Raw genomic sequence first — 19,012 nt, forward strand, 5'->3', positions numbered from 1 at the left:
TCCGGGATCGCCGGGACGCCCGCCGCACCGGGGGCGATCAGCAGTGAGGGGCGCAGATCCGGCGTTTCATGCCCTGCAGGAAGAACCTGCGGACCTCCAGGACGTCCTTGGCGATGTAGGCTTCGCCGCCGGTGGCCTTGGCCAGGGCGTCCATCTGACGCTTGCCCTTGGGGGCGTCGGGGCCGAAGGCGATGATCAGGATGCTGACCGGCTTCTCCGGGTTGTAGCTCTCCCGGAGTGTTTTCAGGATCTCCAGGTCGCCGATCCCTCCGTCGGGGTCGTCGTTGCCCGCGCCGTCGGTGAGGATCAGCACCGTGTTGATCTTGTCGCTCTGGTACTCCTCGGTCATCTGCCGGTAAGCGGCGGCGAGGGTGTCGTTGAGCCCGGTGTCCCCGGTCGCCTTGGCCCTGATCGTGGCCAGCCTCTGGTTGATCAGATCCCGGCGCAGGACGCCGTCCAGGTTCTCGGTCAGCGGGCCGACCGGGACCGTCTCCCGGTAGTCCAGGCCCTGCCGGTCGAGGTGCGTGGAGAACTCCCAGAACCCGATCTCGCTCTTGACCGGGAACAGCCTCATGCCCTCGACGGCGATCTTCGTGATCGCCTGCATCCTGGTCAGGCCGGTGCCGGGCACCGGGAGCGCCATGGTGCCCGAGACGTCCAGCAGCGTGACCAGCCTGGTGCCGAGGTTCAGTCGTGACCACGACTGGGACAGCCGCGCCACGGTGGCGGCGTCGGGCGTCTCCAGCGTCTTCGGGGCCTCGGCCTGGAAGCCGCCGGTGCCGGCGACCGCCGTGCCGCCCTGACCGTCCGGGGTGCGGAAACCCTCCGCCCGGAGGATCTTCCTGGCCGCCTCGGTGCCGAGCTCCTTCTGGAACGCCTCGGCGGCACCCCGGGCCGCGGTGTTCCGGGTGGTGATCACCATGGGGTAGTCGAGGTTCAGCGTGCCCTCGGCCGGATAGAGCGGCACGGCCGGGACCTTGGGCCTCCTGGCGGAGTTGAACGCCCAGACGGCCTGCTCCGAGGCGATGCCGACCGGGGCACGGGTCCCCTTGACGCCTAGGCTGGCCAGCAGCGCGTCCTGGTCGCGGGCGGTCGACCCGGACAGCGCCTTGAGCGCGCCGACCAGCTCCTCCTGGCCGATGCCCGAGGCGTTGGCCACCCCGGAGGCGGCCAGCAGCGCGCCGAGGCCGGCGGCGTTGAGCGAGGGGTCCAGCGCGAGCACGCGTACCTTGCGGCCCGGCCCGTCGACGTTGGCCACGTTCGCGGCACTGATCATGCCGACCCAGCTCGCCTCGCCCAGGTTCTTCCGCAGGCTCGGGATCACCGAGCCCGCGGCCACCATGACGATGGGGGAGTGGGCCGTCGACGGCCCCGGGGCGGGCACCTGCGGGTTCTTCGCCCGCAGGCCGGTCACCCAGAGCGACGAGTCCGGGATCCACGCGTCCATCGCGCCGACCCTGCCGCCGCTGCCCGCCAGCCCGGAGGCCACCGTCGCCGAGACGCCCTTGGTCACCGTGACGACGGCGCACCCGTCGCCGACCCGGTGACCGGCCTTGTTGAAGCCCTGCGCGATCCGGGACACGGCGGGCTGGATGTCGGGTGAGGCGGTGACGCGCAGGGCGACCCGGTCCCCGGAGCATCCGCGGTCCCGGCTGACGATCGCGAAGGCGGCGACGCCGAGCAGCACCGCGAGGGCGACGGATCCCACCAGCGGGGCCAGCAACCGGCCGGGGCCGCCACGGCGCCGCCGGGTCGGCGCCCTGTGGGAGTTGTAGTCGTCGTCGAGCTCATCCGTCCGGTGACGTCCGCCCACGGTGCCCTCTTCGGTGTCGATGTCCTGGAGCTAGCGGGTCACCTTACCGGGAGGTTCTCCGCAATATTCACAGAACCGTACTGTTGCCCCTTATCCCAGCAAAACGCCCTTCTTGTCGTAGGTGGCACCGTACGAGACCCCGTCAGTGGTGGCAGGAGTGTCCGTGCCAGGCTTCGCGGCCCTCCCGTACGGCCGCCGCGGCCAGCAGCACCGCCATGGCCGGATCGGCCCACCACCACCCGATGCCGTTCAGGGCGATCCCTGCCAGCACGCCCGCGGCGAGCAGCGCGCAGAGCAGGTTCTGGGTGCCCTCGCCCGACGTCGCCGCCGAGTCCAGCCGGGCGCCCAGCCGCCGCTTGGCCAGGCCCAGGATCGGCATGCCGGCCAGGCTGACCGCCGTCACCGCCACCCCCAGCGCGCTGGGGACGGCCCGATGCCCCGCCTGCAGGTCATAGGCCACATGGAGCACCAGATAGGGGGCGAGGAGCCAGAAACTGACCGCCACCGCCCTGCGGGCCTTCCCCTCGGCGTCCCGCGAGAGGGTCCGCGACCCGGTGAACCGCCAGACCACGATGAGGCTCGCCAGCGCCTCCACCAGCGCCGAGCTGCCCCAGCCGATCAGCGCGACCGAGTGCGACCCCAGCCCGGCGGCGAGGCCGAGCGCGCTCTCGGCGCCCAGCCAGGCCAGCGTGACCAGGGAGAGCGTCCGGGCCCTGCGGGCGTCGCACAGCCACTCGTCGTTCGCCGGTCGCGCCAGCACGCTCTGGTCGGTCACGGTGACCCCCCGATACCTAAATATCAACCCTCCGTAACATACACGTCACTCCATGTGGTGTTGGTGTGAAGCTCTCGACGGAGATCGCGACGGCGTAGTCTCCCCGGGAAACGAGTCAGCAGATTCCCGGGTTCTTGTTCTCGGGTCCTTGGGGGAAATCCGTGCCGTTCACGCCCAGCCATGTCGCCGCCGTGCTGCCGCTGATCTCGTCGGCCCGGACGCGCCGGATTCTGGACCCCTGGGCACTGGCCCTCGGTGCGATGGTGCCGGACCTGCCGATCTTCCTGCCCTTCCTGCCGGACTACATGAGCTGGCACTCCCTCCGCGGCGTCTTCACGATCGACCCGCTCGCCGTCGTCGTGCTGCTGACCGTCTTCCACGGCCTGCTCCGCGAACCGCTGACCGCGCTGCTGCCCCCCGGGCTGGTGGGCCGGGCCGCCTCACTGGCCCCCCGGGCGTACGGCGTGCGGCAGCTGCCCGCGGTGATCGCGGGCGGCGTCGTCGGCGCCTTCACCCACAAGCTGTGGGACTCCTTCACCCATGTCTACAGCCAGGACATCTGGGGCTGGGAGTGGCTGGCGGCCCCGGCCGTCGGCCCGCTGCCGACCTTCCGGGTGCTGCAGTACCTCTCCACCGTGGTGGGCCTGGCCGTGGTGGCCTGGTGGGCCTGGCGCGGGCTGTCCCGGATGGAACCGGTGACCCCGCCCCAGCGGCTGATCCTCCCCACCCCGGTACGGCGCGGCGTGATCCTGGCGGCGGCCATCGCCACCCTGATGGGCGCGGCGGTCTGGCCGAGGATCTATCCGGCCTTCGGCAGAGTCGAGACCCTCACCAGGATGGGAGCCGGGGTGGTGGTCGGCTGCTGCCTCCTGCTGCTCCTGTACGCGGTGATGTGGCAGCTCAGGCGGGTCATGGCAGTATTCGAAGGTGCCTAACACCTCAGACTCCCCCCTGGCCGACTACACCGGCCTGCGCGACGTCGAGCTGCGCAAGAGCCTGGAGGCCGAGCACGGCCTCTTCATCGCCGAGGGGGAGAAGGTGATCCGCCGGGCCGTCGCCGCCGGTTACCCGGTGCGTTCGGTGCTGCTGACCCGCCGCTGGACCGACTCCCTCGCCGACCTGCTCGACGGGCTCGGCGACCGGGTCCACGTGGTGGACGACGACGCCATGGAGGCGATCGCCGGGTTCCCGGTGCACCGGGGCGCCCTGGCCGCGATGGAACGCCGGGAACTGCCCGCCGTCACCGAGATCCTGAACGGCGCCACCACTTTCGGAGCCGCCTGCGGAGACGCTCTCGGGGCCGCTTCCCGCGCTGCCTCCGGAGCCGTGCCGGAAGACCTCTCCGGGGGCGCCGGCCGAGGCCCCCGCCGCGTCCTGGTGCTGGAGGACCTCGTCGACCACGGCAACGTCGGCGCGATCTTCCGCTGTGCCGCCGCCCTGGGCGTCGGCGCCGTGGTCCTCTCGCCCCGCTGCGCCGACCCGCTCTACCGCAGGTCGGTGAAGGTCTCCATGGGGGCGGTCTTCGCCATCCCGTACGCCCGGATGACCAACTGGTACGACGGCCTGGCGGAACTCCGTACGGCGGGTTTCCAGACGCTGGCCCTCACCCCCGACCAGTCCGTCACCCCCATGGACGGGGTCGCCATGGCCGGCCGGGTCGCCCTCCTGCTCGGCTCGGAGGGCGACGGCCTCTCCTCCCGCTGGCTGCACGAGGCCGACGAGCCGGTGTGCATCCCGATGAGCCCGGCCGCCATGGGCCTGGGCGTCGACTCCCTCAACGTCGTGGCCGCCGCGGCCATCGCCTGCCACGCCCTGATGCGCGAAACAGCCGTCCCTGCGCCCGCGCGGCGGCCCTGACCCCACCCCGATCGGCCCCCGTCGCGCGCCATCCGATCACGGACGCCTCCGGACACCGGGGCGGTGCCGCGCGGCGGCCCGCGCTAGAGGTCGTCGACGGGGTCCTGGGTGCCGGAGATCTGATCGCCCGCCCAGTTGAGAAGCCGGTTGGCGGTCCGGAAGCGGCGGTCGGACTTGGCGTCGCCGAGGATCACGCCGATGAGCCGGTGGCCGTCGCGGTCGGCGGCGAACGACAGGCAGTAGCCGGCCGCCCGGGTGTAGCCGGTCTTGAGGCCCAGCGCGCCGGGGGTCTTGCCGATCAGCTTGTTGGTGTTGGTCCAGGTGTGGGCGCGGTGCGTCTTCGAGACGGGCATGGTGTGGCGCCGGGTGGAGGCGATGGTCAGCAGTGCCGGGTCGCGGAGCGCGATCTCGGCCAGTCTCGCCTGGTCCCGGGCGGTGGAGTGGCCGCCGCCCGGCTTGGGCAGCCCGTCGGGGTTGGTGTAGCGGGTGCCGGTCAGGCCCAGTGAGCGGCCCGCGGCGTTCATCTTGGCCACGAACCCGGCCTGGCCCGGCCCGTAGACGCGGGCCAGCGCGTGGGAGGCGTCGGCCCCCGAGGGGAGCATCACCCCGTAGAGCAGGTCCCTGACGGTCAGCCGCTCTCCGGCGCGGAGCGAGGCGCCGGTCGCGCCGTTCGTCGCCGCGTGCCGTACGTCGGCGGCGTTGATCGTGACGATGTCGTTCAGCCCGGCCTCGCGGAGCACGACGTACGCCGTCATGACCTTGGTCAGGCTGGCCACCGGCATCCGCCTGGTCGCCTCCTTGCTCAGCTGGATCGTTCCCGTGGTGGCGTCGTAGAGGTAGGCCGCCCGCGCCACCACCGCCGGAGCGGCCGGAGCGGCGCGGTGCGCGACCCTCGGGCCGGGGCCGGCGGGCCGCTGGGCATGGGCGGGCGTGGCGAACCCACCGGCCAGGGCGGTCAGGGCGGCGCAGATGATGAGGCGGATTCCCCCGGTTCGCATGTGCAGCATGCTGGCAGAAGGGACCGTCATTTTGCGGATCTTGGTGTTTTGGCGATGAAAACGTTGACGTCCATGTCGTAACACTGAGATCGGCGACATATGCCATCCGCGGACCATCGGTCGCGGGCGGAGGGCGAGGAGGTCAGACGGGGGTGAGTTCGTCCGGTGCGCGCCGTGGGGACCTGTGCCGCCGCCAGCGGACGAAACCGGCGATCGCCGTGATCGCCACGGCGACGGCGCCCACCGCCAGCAGCGGCGACTCGGCGGCCAGCCTCAGCCAGCCCCAGATCACCGAGTACAGGCCGAAGGAGGTCACCGGCACCCACGTCAGGCAGCCCAGCGCGCTGGCCACCGTGTACCAGGGGTAGGAGACCCGCAGCACCCCCGCCACCCAGGGCAGCGTGTGGCGCAGGCCGGGCACCCAGAAGCAGCCGTAGACGGCGAGCGCCCCCCACCTGCCGACTGCCGTCTCGACCTTGCGGATGCCCTCCGGGCTGATCTTCCTGCCCACCCGGGAGGAGTAGAGACGGGGGCCGAGCGTGCGGCCGACCCAGTAGTAGCACTGGAAGGCGCCGAACAGGCCGACTCCGCCGATGAGCACCCAGAGCCACAGTGGCATGCCCAGAACGGATGCCGAAGTGGGATCGGGGATGCCTGCCGCAAGAAGTCGCACTGTGAAACATCACCGCCACGGTAGCTCTCTTCACCGTACCAGATCTTAGGACAGGCTTACCTGACCATACCCGGCGGAGTCCCCCTAAGCGGAATGCGGCAGAGCCTCTGCAACCGGACGTCAAGCAGAGATCAACCCTTCTGCCGTACCTATGTAGATAACGGAAAGGGAGGAACCCGTCATGAGTCCGCGGAGCAGCGTGGTGCCGATAGTGGCCAGCGGAACGGCGAGCGTCGTGAAACTGCTGGTGGCCACGCTCGCCTTCACCGGCGCCTACATGGGGGTGGAGGCGTCCCAGGGGGCCTCTGCCGGAGCGCGGGCGGGCATCACGGCGGACACGCCCGCGACGGCGGGTACCACCGCGGGCATGGCCGAGGACACCGTCGCGCCCCCCTGGACGGCCGCCGGCGCACCGGAACGGACCGTGGTGCTGTCCTACGCCTCGGCGGAGATCAGCACGGTCGCCGCCGGCACGGTCACGGTCATCCCGCTCCCCGCGCCCGAGCCGTGTGACCGGCCGTACCGGGTCCAGAGCGTGGTCGACAACCCGCACCCCGACGGGGTCGTCTCCTACGACTGGCGCCTGCAGCGCTGGAGCAGGGACACCCGCGCCTGGCGGACCTACCTGAGCGGGAACTCCGGCTTCACCGGCGGGAGCCAGGTCGTCGAGTGGCGGCCGCACGTGGTCGGCAACCCCGGCTGGTACCGAGTCACCCTCTCGATCTCCGGTGCCCCGGCCCTGCGCAGCGCCAAGTTCCTCGTCAGTTGCTGAGCGAGCGCTGCGCCGCCTCGACCCAGCGGGTCACCCCGACCCGCTGAGCCACCGCGAGGGCTTTTTCGTAGTGGGGTCTCACCGCGTCCGAGAAGCCGAGTCGCAGCGCCAGGTCACCGAGGGTCAGCGCGACCGGCCAGAGCGCCACCACGCCGGTGCCGGCCCCCGCGATCCGCTCGGAGAACGGCTTCAGCGTGTCGTAGGCCTCGATCATCCGCTCCCTGTCGTCCAGCAGCATGCCGGCCAGCGCCCGCCAGATCATCGCCAGCTCGTAGAGGAAGTCGGGGCGCACCGGGGTCTTCACCGCGATGACCGCCCGCGCGTCACGGGTGTGCCCGGCCGAGGCCAGGGCCACCGCGTAGGCGTCGAGGGTCCACTTGGCCCCGCGCTGGTGGGCCTCGGCCAGCGGCTCCACCATCTCCGCGGCCCGGCCGTTGACCAGGTGCAGGCAGAACGCGGTGATCAGCGGCAGGTCCTGGCGGCCTTCGAGCATGCCGGCGCGGGCGGTCAGCCGGGCGGCGTCGCGGTAGGCGCGCTCCGCGCCGCTGAAGTCACCCGCGATCATCAGGCGCTGTCCGGCGTACCAGGCGCCGACCGCGGCCGGTGCCGGCAGGCCGTATCGCCTGGCGAGCCGCTCGGCGGCGGCCACGTGCGCGTCGGCGTCGGCGAACGCGCCGGAGGCCGCGGCGCACTCCATCAGCACCAGATGCGCCAGGGCCTGGACCGACACCTGGCCGGTCGCCTCGCCGACCTCCAGCAGCTCCCGGCCGATGACCTCCCGCTCGCCGACGGGGGTGATGCCGTAGGACTGGCGTAGCCGCCCGCTCAGCGCGGTCGCCAGCAGCGCGGGGTCACCGCTCCGCCGGGCCAGCTCCTCGGCCTCCAGCGACGCCTGCTCGCCCCGGGGGGTGGCCGAGCCCTCCAGCTCCAGCGCGAGCGTGGCCAGCAGGCTCGCCCGCAGAGACTGTTCGGCGGCGGGCAGCTCGACCAGCGCCTGCTCGGCGACGTCGACGATCTCCCACGCGGTGCGGGTGAAGTCGCGGGCCATGCCCTTGTGCGGCACGGCCAGGGAGGCCGCGACCCGCGCCGTGAGCTCCAGGTTGCCCAGCGGCAGGGCCGCGTCCATCGCCTCGCGCCGCCGCCTGCGGGCCGCGGCCATGTCCCCGCACAGGGCCAGCGCCTTGATGAGGTTCAGGGTCAGCAGCAGGCGGTCGCGGGTGCTGTCGGGGGTGTGGGCGATGCCGGACCGGTCGAAGGCGGCGATGGCCTTCTCCCACAGCGAGGCGGCCTCACGGTGGGCGAAGCGGCGCTCGGCCTGTTCGGCGGCGAGCCCGGCGTAGTGCACCGCCTTGATGGCCGTCTCGGTGGTGCCGGCCGCGTCGTAGTGGTGGGCGAGCGCGGCCACGTCGCCGGGGGTCCTGTGCTCGATCACCGCGGCCACCGAGGCGTGCAGCCGGGAGCGGCGCAGCCGGGAGGCGTCGGAGTAGACGGTGTCGCGGACCAGGTCGTGGTCGAAGCGGAGCATGCCGGGGCCCGGCTCGGTGACCAGCCCGGCGAGCAGCGCGGCCTCCACCGCGTCGACCACGGCGTCCTCGTCACCCGTCACGTCCACCAGCACGTCCACGTCGACGTCACGGCCGATCACAGCGGCCTGCAGCAGGATCTGCTGGGCCGCCGAGGGCAGCCGGGAGATGCGCCGCCGCAGCACGTCGCGGACACCGGAGGGCACCCCGGAGATCACCTCGGCGGCCGTGGCGCGGTCGCTCACCGCCTCGGCGTCGAGCAGGCGCACGGTCTCGCGGACGAAGAAGGGGTTGCCGCCGGTCCGCTCGGCGATGCTGTTGACCGCGTCCTCGTCCACCTCGCGCACGCAGGTCGCCCGGACCAGCTCGGCCACCGCCTTGGGGTCCAGGCCGGTGAGCCCCACCCGGACGGGGCCCAGCCGGGCGAGCGCGGCGAGCACCTCGGCCTGCTGGTCGCTCAGCTCGCTGTCTCGGCAGGTCACCACCAGCAGCACCCGGCTGGTGGCCAGCAGGCTCGGCAGCGCGCGCAGCAGCGCGAGGGTCTGGTCGTCGGCCCAGTGCAGATCCTCCAGCGTCAGCAGGATCGGCGTCTCCTTGGCGACGGCGGCGAGGTAGCCGCCCACCGCCCGGTGCAGCCGGAAGCCGCCGGAGACCTGGTCCTCGTCGGGCTCGGGGGCCGCGTCGTCCAGCAGGGGCGCCAGCAGGTGGGCGTACTCGCCGGGACCGGCGGCGTTCACCAGCGTGCGCAGGATCTCCACCCACGCCCAGCCGGGAGGGGTGGCGCTGCTGTCGGGGCAGGCGCCGGAGGAGATGCCCCAGCCGTCGTCGGAGAGCCGCCTGGTCAGCTGGCGGACCAGCGTGGTCTTGCCGGCGCCCGCGTCGCCGCCGACCACCGCGACGGTGAAGCGGCCGGTCCTGGCGGCGGCGGTGACCAGCCGGCTCAGCTCGGCGTCCCGGCCGACGAACGGCTCGGGCTCCAGCGGCGGCAGCTCCATCGGGGCCAGCGCGGGCCGGGGCGGCCAGGTGTCGGCGGGCATCGCGGGGCGCGGCCGCCCTGGCGGGGTGGCGAGCTGCAGGCCGGGGTCCTGGGCCAGGATGTCCGACTCCAGCTTGCGCAGCGCCGGTCCCGGGTCGATGCCCAGCTCGTCGGCGAGGATCGCGCGGGCCCGGCGCAGCGCGGCCAGCGCCTCGCCCTGCCGCCCGCACCGGTACTGGCCGAGGGCGAGCAGCCGCCAGCCCTCCTCGCGGAGCGGCTGCTCGGTGGTCAGCGCCTCCAGGTCCGGTACGGCCTCGGCGGGCATGCCCAGGCGCAGGCCGCTGTCGGCGTGCCGCTCGCGGGCCACCAGGCGCAGCTCGGTCAGCCGGTTCACCTCGGCCTCGGCCCACGGCTGGTCGGCGAAGTCGGAGTACGGCGTGCCGCGCCACAGCCCGAGGGCCTTCTCCAGCCGGGCCCGTGCCGAGGCGGGGTCGTCGCTCTCCAGGTGCTCTCCGGCCGTGCGGACCAGTGTCTCGAAGCGCAGCGCGTCCACCTGGTCGGCGGCGACCCGCAGCGCGTAGCCGGAGGCGACGGTCACCAGCAGTCTGTTGGGGCCTCCGCGCGGGCGGCCGGGTTCGAGGACCCGGCGCAGACGGGAGATGTAGACCTGCAGACCGGACTGCGCGCTCTTGGCCGCGTCGTCGTCCCACAGGTCGTAGAGGAGTGAGTCGACAGGCACGACCTGCCCGCGTGCGACCAGCAGCCGGGCGAGGACGGCACGCTGCCGCAACCCGCCCAGGTCAAGCTCGTCATCACCGGAGTGTGCCTCGACCGGACCGAGAACCCGGAACGCCACCATGTCAGCCGCCACGCTATGCGGGCTTTCGAATCGCGCACAAGGTCTTTCCCAATCTAGCGGCCGATCGGCTCCTTCGCGGGGGCCCGGACGGTGTTGTCGCGCCGGCGCAGAAGCGCCCACGCGCCGAGCGCCAGGCCGCCGAAGGGGATTTCGACAGTGTAGGTCCAGAAGCCGAAAAGCAGTGCAGCGGCCGTCGCGGAGTCGAGCGGCGCACCGAAGAAGACCAGCGCGCCGACCGTCCCCGCCTCCATGATCCCGGTTCCGCTCGGGGTCACCACGGCGGTGGTCAGCACCCTGGACAGGGCGAAAACGGCGATCGACTGCGCCGGCCCGGGGTAGGCGCCGGTCGCCTTCAGGCAGCAGACCAGGATCAGCCACTGGAGCCCGAGAAAGAAGATCATGCCCAGGGTCAGACCGGGCCAGCGATGCCTCACCACCTCGGAGGTGTCGGCGCGCAGCCTCTCCAGCGCCCCGGAGAGGGCGTGCTCGCCGGGACGGCTCCGGTGGGGGAGCAGCCGCGTGGCGGCGTCGAGGGCGCGGCCGAGCACGGCGGCGGCGCGGTCCCAGTAGAGGGCGGTGGTCACCAGGGCGACCAGGGCGAGGATGGACAGCGTGCCCACCCAGCCGGCCTTGGCCACGGCCGGGCTGAGCCGCTCCCCGCTGACCAGCAGCGCCAGGATGCCGGCCGCGGGCAGCAGGAAGCGGAACAGGGTGTTCCAGATGCCGCTGGCCAGCGTCGACACCACGACGGCCCGGAGCTGGAAGCCCCAGCCCTTGGTCATCGCGATCGTCATCGCCACCCCGGCCGCGCCGCCGAACGGCAGCAGGTTGCTCACCGCGCTGCCCGCCGCGTTCAGCGTCAGAGCCTGCGGATGGGTGAGACCGGGCAGTGAGGCGGTCAGCACGAACGTGTAGGCGAGCAGGCTGGCCAGCCAGACGACGGCCATCAGCGCGACCGTCTGCCAGTTCAGGCGGGCGAACTGGGCGCCGATCTGTGACCACGAGACGTGCTTGCCGGTCAGTGCCTCCACGATCTGCGGCAGGAACCGCACGAGCGTGGCGGCCAGCGCCAGCGACGCGATCGACAGTCCGATCTGGACCCATTTGTTCTTCATGTAACCCCCCAGACCAAGTGTGCCGGTCCGGAGCTCATCCTTGGGGAGGAACTTCGAACGGATGCCTCAGCCGGGTGCCGGGCGGCAGGCCGCGCCTGACGTACCACTCGGTACCGAAGACGAGACGGTAGAGCGGCCGCGGGACCTTGAGCATCACCCCCAGCGTGCGGGTGTCCGCCCCGGTGGCCTGGGAGGCGTGCGCGGCCATGCTCGCCCGTTTCCGCCGGGTGAAACGCCGTACGTTCACCCGGTGGGTGATCTCCTCACCGGGGGAGTAGGCCCGCTCGAAGGCGCGGACGTCCAGCTGGGGATAGAACCCGCGGATCAGCCGGAGCCCCCTGAGCAGCGGGTCGCGGTTGACCGTGGCCTCCAGCACGATCGGGGTGCCCGCGATCTCGGCCGCCCGGCCGCCGACCCGGTGCACCTGGACGTGGTCGGGGTGGCCGTAGCCTCCGGCGGGATCGTAGGTGGTCAGCAGGCCGGCGGCCTCCTCGGTGAGGATCGCGGCGAGGCGCCGGGCGGCCTCCTCGGCGTCGGCGTCGATGAACGCGTTCTCCGGCCGGTCCTCGGCGACCCCGCCGCCGGGGGCCAGCCCGGAGTCGCCGTAGCCGAGGTTGACCACCCGGGCGCAGCCGAGCGCCGCGGCCGACCGGTACAGCTCGGTGATCCGTGCGGCGCCCAGCGCCTCACCGGGCTCCAGGTCGGCCTGGCCGCGCTCTCCCGAGGTGGCGACCACGAGCACCACCCGGTGCCCCTCGGCGGCGAGCATCGCCATGGTGCCCGCGGTCAGCAGGGACTCGTCGTCGGGATGGGCGTGGAAGAACACAGCGGTCTTGACGGTCTTGATCGCCTTCACTCCGTTCGCGTGTCTCGGGCCGCCCGGACGGCCCTCGTCACGGCGAGATCCGCGGGACGGGGTCCGGCGGGCACGCAGGCATGATCTCACGCGGGGCTACGCTGGCACGGTGAGGATCCTCCACGTCAGTGACTGTTACCTGCCGCGCCTCGGCGGGATCGAGGTGCAGGTGGCCGATCTGATCCGGATGCAGCGCCAGGCCGGGCACACTGCCGAGGTGGCGACGGCCACCCCCGGGGAGCCCCTGCCCGGCGTGTATCGGATCGTGGCGAAAATCCCCTTCGACCTGCCCGTTCACCCGTTCGGGACCGGCCATCTGCTGCGGCTGATGGCGGTGCGCCGCCCCGACGTGGTGCACGTTCACACGGGCGCCGTCTCGCCGTTCGCCTGGATGGGCGTCCGCGCCGCCGTCCGCGCGGGGCTGCCCGCCGTGGTGACCGTGCACAGCATGTGGGACCCGGTCACCCGCGGGGTCTACCGGGCGCTGCGGCTGCTGGCGGAGTGGCATCGCTGGGGGCTGGTGGGCACCGCGGTGAGCGAGGCCGCGGCCCGGCCGATCCGCGCCGTGGCCGGGCGCGAGGTGCCGGTGCACGTGGTCTCCAACGGCCTCGACGTCTCCGGCTGGCGTGCCCCGGAGCCGGTACGGCACGAGCCCGGTGGCGCGGTCCACGTCGTCGCCGTGGGACGGCTCGCCCCCCGCAAGCAGCCGGTCCGGCTGCTCAGACTGCTGAAGGAGGCCCGCGCCCAGGTGCCGAAGGAGATCGTGATGCGGGCCACCGTGGTCGGTGACGGCCCGGCGCGCTCCCAGATGGAACGCTATCTGCGGGCCAACGGGATGAGCGGCTGGGTCTCGCTGCCCGGCCGCTACAGCCGCGACCGGATCCGCGAACTGCTGGCCTCGGCGGACGTGTTCGTCGCCCCGGCCCCTCGGGAGTCCTTCGGGCTGGCGGCGCTGGAGGCCAGGTCCGCGGGGGTGCCGGTGGTCGCGCGGGCCCAGAGCGGGGTGGCCGACTTCGTCCGTCCCGGCAGGGAGGGCCTGCTCGGCAAGAGCTTCGACGGCCTGGTCGCGGCGGTGGCCAGGCTGGTCGGCGACCACGAGCTGCGCGCGTCGATCGCGGCGCACAACCGTGAGACCGAGCCCGTCCGCAGCTCCTGGCCGGCGGTGCTGGAGGGCTTCGAGCGGTGCTACGAGGAGGCCCGCGTCCTCAGAGGCTGACCGGTACGGACGGGCGGAACGTGTCCGGAGTCCACGCCGGGGATCACCGGCCTGGACGGGGAGACGGGCCGGAGTTCGCGCCGGGGCCGGGCGGAGGAGGGTGGCCCGCACGGGCCGGAGAACGGCGAACGCCCCCGTCGGACGGCCGGCGGAGGCGTTCGAGTCGGTCGTACGGCCGCCGCGCCGCGCTGCCCCCCGCAGGCGGAGCGGCGGCCGTACCGGGAGTGCCCCTTCTCCCCGAAGGGGCACGGGCTCATCAGGAGCAGGAGGTGCTGATCGCCGTCTGGAGATCCTGCGACTTCTTGGTCATGTCGCCCACCGCGGTCCCGATGGCGGCCGGGTCGCTCGCGTCGATCTTCAGCTTGCCCCACGAGGTGGAGAAGTCGTTGAGCGCGGTGGCGAGGTCGCCCTCGGCCTTGCCGGCCAGAGCCTTCAGGTCGGCGGAGAACTTCTGGTTCGCCTCGTTGAACTTGGCGATGTCGGTGCCGATCGCGGCCACGTTGCCGGCGTAGCCGGTGACGAGCTGTCCCACCTCGGCGCAGGCCGCGGTGTTGCCGGATCCCCCGCAGGCGGCGGTCAGGGAGAGGAGTACGGCTCCCGCGACGGTGGCGGCGGTGCGGCGGGAGGAGAGGGCGGAGAACATTTATACCTTTCGTGGCATCTCGTGACAGGTGGGACAGTAGGTGGATCTCCTTGCGGATCACTTTCATGACGCTTACAGGAGGGACTCCTGTTACGCAGGGTGATTTCGAGTCGCCCTTGGGTAAGAGGGCGGCATGGCCGAGGCGACGATCGAACCCGATTCTGCCCAGCACTCGCTCAAGCGGGTGATCGGGCGCAAGGTGCTGCTGCTGTTCGTGGTGGGAGACATTCTGGGCGCGGGAATCTACGCCCTGGTCGGAAAGGCGGCCGGATACGTCGGTGGCGCGCTCTGGCTGCCGTTCCTTGTCGCCTTCGTGCTGGCCACGCTGACCGCGACGGCCTACGCCGAGCTCGTCGGGAAGTATCCTCGGGCCGCCGGCGCCGCGCTGTACGCCAACAAGGCGTTCAACATCCCCTTCGTGACCTTCATCGTGGCCTTCGCGGTGCTGATGAGCGGGATCACCTCGGCGAGCGCCGCGGCCCTGGCGTTCGGCGGCAGATACCTGAACGAGTTCGTCTCACTGCCGGCGATCGTCGGCGCGTTCGCCTTCCTGGGCCTGGTGGCGCTGGTGAACCTCGCCGGGATCTCCGAGTCCGTCAAGGTCAACGTGGTCCTGACGGTCATCGAGGCGTTCGGCCTGCTGGTCATCATCGCGATCGGCGTCTACGCGCTGCTCTCCGGCGACGGCCATCCCGCCCGCGCCCTGGAGTTCCATCCGGCCAACGGCGCGTTCCTCGGCGTCCTCGGCGGCACCGCGCTCGCCTTCTACGCGCTGATCGGCTTCGAGGACTCGGTGAACCTCGCGGAGGAGTCCAGGAATCCGCAGCGTGACTATCCCCGCGCGCTCTTCGGCGGCCTGGCCCTGGCCTCGGTGATCTACCTGGCGGTCGCGTTCACCGCGACCACGCTGGTGGACACCAAGACGCTGATGACCTCGACCGGCCCGCTCCTGGAGGTCGTCAAGGTGGCGGGTCTCGCGTTCCCGCCCAAGCTGTTCGCGCTCATCGCGCTGCTCGCGGTGGGCAACACCGCGCTGATCAACATGATGATGGCCTCCCGGCTGGTGTACGGCATGGCGCGGGAGGGGATCGTGCCCAAGGTCTTCGCCACGGTCCACGCGACCAGGGCCACCCCGTGGGCGGCCATCCTCTTCACCGTGGTGATCGCGGCCGTGCTGGTCGCCACCGGCGACGTGGGCAACCTGGCCGACACGACGGTGCTTCTGCTGCTGATGGTGTTCACACTGGTCAACGTCGCGGTCCTGGTCCTGCGCGGGGACCCCGTGGAGCACGACCACTATCGGGCGCCGAGTTGGATGCCCGCGCTCGGCGCGGTGGTCTGCCTCGTGCTGACGCTGCCCGTCACCGGACGCGGCGGAGACGTCTACGTCCGTGCCGGCGTCCTGATCGCGGTCGGTGTGCTGCTGTGGTTCGTCAACAGGATGTTCCTGTCAGAACGGGAGCGCTCGTCCTGAAGGCGTGCGCAGGTCGAGAGAGGTCGGCCGGCGCGGCGGACGAGGTTTATGAGTAATAATGATCCGTTTCATATCAGGCTTCCGTTTTTTGGGGTTTGGGAGAGACTACGTCAACCAACCGGCATGTTGGAACACCTCACCATGGCCAAACCGGAACTCTTTACATAAGTCGCGGGGGTTCTCCCGGTCTCCCCATACGAGAGCGCGGGGCGGAACGGCCCGGCCGCCTCCCGCAGCCCCTGACCGCCGCTCTCCGCGCGACCCGGGCGGGGAGGGGGGGACCCACCCGCGTGTCCTCCGTCGTACAGCGAGGAGGCGTCCTGAGGGAACGGCGGGGGCGTCCTGAAAAGGATGCCCGGTGGGGCCGCGCTGCCCGGAGTTCCCTTCTCCGCCGGACCCGCCTATCTCATATGAGACAGTTAGCACGGCCGGGAGAGGTCTGGTACAGAAGGTTGATCATGTTCGTGGGAAACGAGCCGGAGTCGAGTTTCACCGCCACGTCCGGACTGCACGGCACGACACTCGTGGTGCGGGCGAGCGGAGAGCTGGATCATTACCACACCCCGATCCTGCGGGCGGAGCTCGACAGGGCCTGGAGGGTTCTTCAGTCGCCGACCCTGATCATCGACCTCTCGGCTCTCACCTTCTGCGACTCCTCCGGCATAGGCGAGCTGCTCCAGGCGCGGCACCGGGGCCATCTCACGGAGGTCCGGCTCATGCTCACCGGCATCCAGGGAAACCTGGCCCGACGGCTCAACCTCGCCGGCCTGACCCAGGTGTTCGAGGTCTTCCCCTCCGTCGCCGAGGCCCTGGAAGCCGCCTGACGCGGTGACGGCGCGTGCCCGCGCCGGGGATCCCCCCGGCCGATCGGGGCACCCGCGCGGCGCGTGCCGGCCGGCGGCACACCCCCGTGTGCCTTCAGGCGGTCGCGGGTTCCCGCCGGGCCGCGACGGGCTCGGCCGTACGGCGGACGCGCTCGCGCAGGATGGTCCGCAGCACCCGCAGACCGTCCCGTACCGCGTGCAGGTTGCTGACCCCGTGGATGCGGCTGCGCTCGTGGCTGGGCACCTCCCGGATCACCAGGCCGGCCCGGGCCGCGCGGATGTTCATCAGCGTCTCGATCTCGAAGCCGTCGCAGTCGAGGGCGAGGGCGTCGAGGTGACGGGCCCAGAACGCGTTGTAGCCGTAGCAGAGATCGGTGTAGCGCGTGCCGTACAGCCGGTTGGTGGCCAGTGTGAGCAGCCGGTTGCCGAGTGACCGGAGCGGGCTGATGTCGTCCGACCCCCCTCCGGCGGCGTAGCGCGAGCCCTTGGCGAAGTCGGCGCCCTCGACCAGCGCGGTCACGAAGGAGGCGATCTCCCGGCCGTCGGTGGACCCGTCGGCGTCGATCATGACGATGACGTCGCCGGTGGCGGCGGCGAAACCCTCGATGAGGGCGTTGCCCTTACCCCGGCGGCTCTGGGTGACGACGCGCAGGCCGGGCCTGAGCGCCCTGGCGACCGCGACCGTGTCGTCGGTGGAGTTGCCGTCGACGAGGACGACCTCGTCGATCCAGCCGGGCAGGGTCGCGAAGACGTGCGGCAGGTTGGCCGCCTCGTTCATGGCGGGAACAACCACGCTGACACTGGCGGCGAAGGGAGCGCTGTTCTTCATGGGGGCAGGATGACCCCGTGCCCCTGCAGATGGCTTGACGTCCTCTTGAAACGGCCGCGTCTTGCCGCTTTGACCTGCCATTACGCGTGTCAGGCAGGTCACGGCGGGACGGTCTCCCTCTGAGGCCGTCCCGCCGGAGGCCGTGCCGGCTGCCGGAGGACCCCCGGCCGGAAAGCCCTCGGCCGTGGTAGGTCGCCTCGGCCGTAGCAAACCACGCTGGCCGGTGTAAATCACACCAATCATCGGAAACTGCGCCAGTCGCCGAAAACCGCCCTGAGTCGAAGTTCTGGGCCTAAAAGGGAAGTGCCTTGCCCGACGGAGTGCGGAGGTCGAGCGGCATCGGCTCACGTGGGGGACGCGGGCGCTGGATGACGTGGATTTTTTTCACGGTTCCGCTCCTTTCTGGGCTTGATCACCGAGTGGTACCCATGTGGAGGCCAAGAATCACCTATCTGCGTATCACGTGAAGCACACCGGCCACCCGTTCCGCGGCCGTGGCGACGTCTTCGGCGCCCGATACGGGTCGGCCCAGGACAGCCGGAACCACCACTCGCCGTCCTCCTCGTGGGCGGCCGGGACGTCCTCGGTCATGGTCGGTGCCATCGGGTCGACGACGTGCGGACGTGGATGGAGTGCCCGCGACGATCGTCGCGGTGGCGCTCCAGCTCGTGGACGAGGTCGGCCTCCAGGCGTTCCCACTACGGACCCTCGCCGACGCACTCGGGTCGGGCACCGCGACGCTCTACCGGCATTTCGCCGGCAAGGACGAGCTGATGACCTACGTCATCTGCTTCGCCGCCCAGCAGCACGGCCCCGGCTCAGCCGACCCCGACAGCGGCCCCAAGCTCCGCAAGTATTACCAGCGGCTCGACCCGGCGGCCTATCCGGCGATCGCCGCCGCCGATGAACTCATCTCCGTCCCCCTGGACGAGGAGTTCCGCTTTGGCCTCGACCTCATCATGGAAGGCCTGGACCGCGTCCGCGGCCGGACCGTCTGACAAGCTCGTCGCCCGGCTTGCCGACCTCGGCATGACCGCTATGCGAGGTCTCCCGGGGCGTCGCGGATGTGGACGCCTACGCGGTAGAGGTCGCGGATCTTCTTGACATCCTCCCCTCCCTGAAGGGAGGGGATTCCAACCGTCGCCGGTTGGGCTTCCTGTTTCACAGCCGGTCGCCCGCCCGGAAGGATCTTCCGTTGGGGTCTTACACCGGCTCCGCAGGCGTTTTACCTCTCCGCCTGCCCGGCGGCGAGGATGTTCTTCGCGGCGTTCACATCCCGGTCGTGGTGCGCGCCGCAGGGGCAGGTCCACTCCCGGACGTTCAGCGGCATGGACGGGGCGATGCTCCCGCAGGCCGAGCAGAGCTTGGAGGAGGGGAACCAGCGGTCCACAACCACCAGGTGGCGCCCGTACCAGGCGGTCTTGTACTCCAGCATGGAGCGCAGCTGCCGCCAGGAGGCGTCGGAGATCGCCCGGGCCAGGGAGTGGTTTTTCACCAGGTTGCGGACGGTGAGGTCCTCGATCGCGACCGTTTGGTTCTCACGGACGAGACGTGTGGTGAGTTTGTGCAGGTGATCGCGGCGGCGGTCGGTGATCCGGGCGTGCACGCGGGCGACCTTGAGCCTGGCTTTGGCCCGGTTGTTCGACCCCTTGGCCTTGCGGGCCAGGTTCCGCTGGGCCTTGGCGAGTTTGCGCCGGTCGGCGCGCTCGTGGCGCGGGTTGACGATCTTCTCGCCGGTGGACAGGGCCACCAGGGACGTGATCCCGGCATCGACACCGACCATGTTCTCGACCGGGTCGAGGGGGCGGA

The 19,012-nt window shown here is 71.6% G+C and carries 17 protein-coding genes and 1 pseudogene; 7 read left to right on the forward strand and 11 right to left on the reverse strand.

Annotated features, from left to right (window positions below; translation table 11 throughout):
- Positions 1 to 37 precede the first annotated feature (37 nt).
- Together ABZ194_RS05475 and ABZ194_RS05480 are read right to left on the reverse strand one after the other, a co-directional pair.
- Positions 38 to 1,813, reverse strand: coding sequence for a substrate-binding and VWA domain-containing protein (locus tag ABZ194_RS05475; RefSeq protein WP_355592603.1), 1,776 nt, complete (start codon positions 1,811 to 1,813; stop codon positions 38 to 40).
- A gap of 142 nt (positions 1,814 to 1,955) precedes the next feature.
- The gene (locus ABZ194_RS05480) at positions 1,956 to 2,588 is read right to left on the reverse strand and encodes a cation transporter (RefSeq protein ID WP_355592605.1); all 633 of its coding nucleotides are present in this window, start codon (positions 2,586 to 2,588) and stop codon (positions 1,956 to 1,958) included.
- A 161-nt stretch (positions 2,589 to 2,749) separates the two neighbouring features.
- On the opposite strand from ABZ194_RS05480, the gene ABZ194_RS05485 reads away from it, so the two are divergent.
- Together ABZ194_RS05485 and ABZ194_RS05490 are read left to right on the forward strand one after the other, a co-directional pair.
- The gene (locus ABZ194_RS05485) at positions 2,750 to 3,523 is read left to right on the forward strand and encodes a DUF4184 family protein (protein WP_355592607.1); all 774 of its coding nucleotides are present in this window, start codon (positions 2,750 to 2,752) and stop codon (positions 3,521 to 3,523) included.
- Positions 3,516 to 4,445 carry an RNA methyltransferase gene (locus ABZ194_RS05490; protein ID WP_355592609.1) on the forward strand — a complete coding sequence of 310 codons (930 nt, stop codon included), beginning with the start codon at positions 3,516 to 3,518 and terminating at the stop codon, positions 4,443 to 4,445. Before ABZ194_RS05485 ends, ABZ194_RS05490 begins: the two co-directional genes overlap by 8 nt.
- An 83-nt stretch (positions 4,446 to 4,528) precedes the next feature.
- Here ABZ194_RS05490 and ABZ194_RS05495 read toward each other — a convergent pair whose 3' ends face one another.
- Together ABZ194_RS05495 and ABZ194_RS05500 are read right to left on the reverse strand one after the other, a co-directional pair.
- Entirely contained in the window at positions 4,529 to 5,473 is a 945-nt protein-coding gene (locus ABZ194_RS05495; RefSeq protein ID WP_355592611.1) for a D-alanyl-D-alanine carboxypeptidase family protein, read from the reverse strand.
- Between the two features lie 112 nt (positions 5,474 to 5,585).
- Positions 5,586 to 6,062 carry a VTT domain-containing protein gene (locus ABZ194_RS05500; RefSeq protein ID WP_355592613.1) on the reverse strand — a complete coding sequence of 159 codons (477 nt, stop codon included), beginning with the start codon at positions 6,060 to 6,062 and terminating at the stop codon, positions 5,586 to 5,588.
- Between the two features lie 235 nt (positions 6,063 to 6,297).
- Here ABZ194_RS05500 and ABZ194_RS05505 point away from each other — a divergent pair, with 235 nt between their 5' ends.
- Complete coding sequence (locus ABZ194_RS05505; RefSeq protein WP_355592615.1) at positions 6,298 to 6,888, forward strand: hypothetical protein; 591 nt, start codon at positions 6,298 to 6,300, stop codon at positions 6,886 to 6,888.
- Here ABZ194_RS05505 and ABZ194_RS05510 read toward each other — a convergent pair.
- Genes ABZ194_RS05510 through ABZ194_RS05520 form a run of 3 tightly spaced genes read right to left on the reverse strand, consistent with a single transcriptional unit; the run spans position 6,878 to position 12,217 of the window.
- On the reverse strand, positions 6,878 to 10,258 hold the full coding sequence (locus ABZ194_RS05510) for a BTAD domain-containing putative transcriptional regulator (RefSeq protein WP_355592617.1): 3,381 nt from the start codon (positions 10,256 to 10,258) through the stop codon (positions 6,878 to 6,880). The two genes, ABZ194_RS05505 and ABZ194_RS05510, sit on opposite strands and share 11 nt — an antisense overlap.
- 41 nt (positions 10,259 to 10,299) lie before the next feature.
- A complete protein-coding gene (locus tag ABZ194_RS05515) occupies positions 10,300 to 11,361 on the reverse strand; it encodes a lysylphosphatidylglycerol synthase transmembrane domain-containing protein (RefSeq protein ID WP_355592619.1) in 1,062 nt (353 codons plus the stop codon).
- Between the two features lie 34 nt (positions 11,362 to 11,395).
- A complete protein-coding gene (locus ABZ194_RS05520; protein WP_355592621.1) occupies positions 11,396 to 12,217 on the reverse strand; it encodes a PIG-L family deacetylase in 822 nt (273 codons plus the stop codon).
- A 109-nt stretch (positions 12,218 to 12,326) separates the two neighbouring features.
- Between ABZ194_RS05520 and ABZ194_RS05525 the strand changes: the two genes are divergently transcribed.
- The gene (locus ABZ194_RS05525) at positions 12,327 to 13,433 is read left to right on the forward strand and encodes a glycosyltransferase family 4 protein (protein ID WP_355592623.1); all 1,107 of its coding nucleotides are present in this window, start codon (positions 12,327 to 12,329) and stop codon (positions 13,431 to 13,433) included.
- A gap of 256 nt (positions 13,434 to 13,689) precedes the next feature.
- Here ABZ194_RS05525 and ABZ194_RS05530 read toward each other — a convergent pair whose 3' ends face one another.
- Positions 13,690 to 14,076, reverse strand: a complete 387-nt coding sequence (locus ABZ194_RS05530; RefSeq protein WP_355592625.1) for a hypothetical protein — start codon at positions 14,074 to 14,076, stop codon at positions 13,690 to 13,692.
- Positions 14,077 to 14,209: 133 nt separating this feature from the next.
- On the opposite strand from ABZ194_RS05530, the gene ABZ194_RS05535 reads away from it, so the two are divergent.
- Both ABZ194_RS05535 and ABZ194_RS05540 read left to right on the forward strand, forming a co-directional pair.
- Positions 14,210 to 15,550: an APC family permease gene (locus ABZ194_RS05535; RefSeq protein WP_355592627.1), complete on the forward strand. Its 1,341-nt coding sequence runs from the start codon at positions 14,210 to 14,212 to the stop codon at positions 15,548 to 15,550.
- 458 nt (positions 15,551 to 16,008) lie between these two features.
- Entirely contained in the window at positions 16,009 to 16,374 is a 366-nt protein-coding gene (locus ABZ194_RS05540; RefSeq protein WP_355592629.1) for an STAS domain-containing protein, read from the forward strand.
- Positions 16,375 to 16,468: 94 nt separating this feature from the next.
- Here the strand turns inward: ABZ194_RS05540 and ABZ194_RS05545 are convergent, their stop codons facing one another.
- Positions 16,469 to 17,203 (reverse strand): glycosyltransferase family 2 protein, encoded by a 735-nt coding sequence (locus ABZ194_RS05545; RefSeq protein WP_355592631.1) that lies wholly within the window; start codon positions 17,201 to 17,203, stop codon positions 16,469 to 16,471.
- Between the two features lie 459 nt (positions 17,204 to 17,662).
- Positions 17,663 to 17,806 (reverse strand): hypothetical protein, encoded by a 144-nt coding sequence (locus ABZ194_RS05550; protein WP_355592633.1) that lies wholly within the window; start codon positions 17,804 to 17,806, stop codon positions 17,663 to 17,665.
- A gap of 29 nt (positions 17,807 to 17,835) precedes the next feature.
- Here ABZ194_RS05550 and ABZ194_RS05555 point away from each other — a divergent pair, with 29 nt between their 5' ends.
- Entirely contained in the window at positions 17,836 to 18,201 is a 366-nt protein-coding gene (locus ABZ194_RS05555) for a helix-turn-helix domain-containing protein (protein ID WP_355592635.1), read from the forward strand.
- A gap of 155 nt (positions 18,202 to 18,356) precedes the next feature.
- On the opposite strand, the pseudogene ABZ194_RS05560 reads toward ABZ194_RS05555, so the two are convergent.
- Positions 18,357 to 19,012 (reverse strand): annotated as a pseudogene (locus tag ABZ194_RS05560) (RNA-guided endonuclease TnpB family protein); the annotation flags it as partial.

Source organism: Streptosporangium sp. NPDC006007 (assembly GCF_040614315.1).
Classification (GTDB): Bacteria; Actinomycetota; Actinomycetes; order Streptosporangiales; family Streptosporangiaceae; genus Streptosporangium.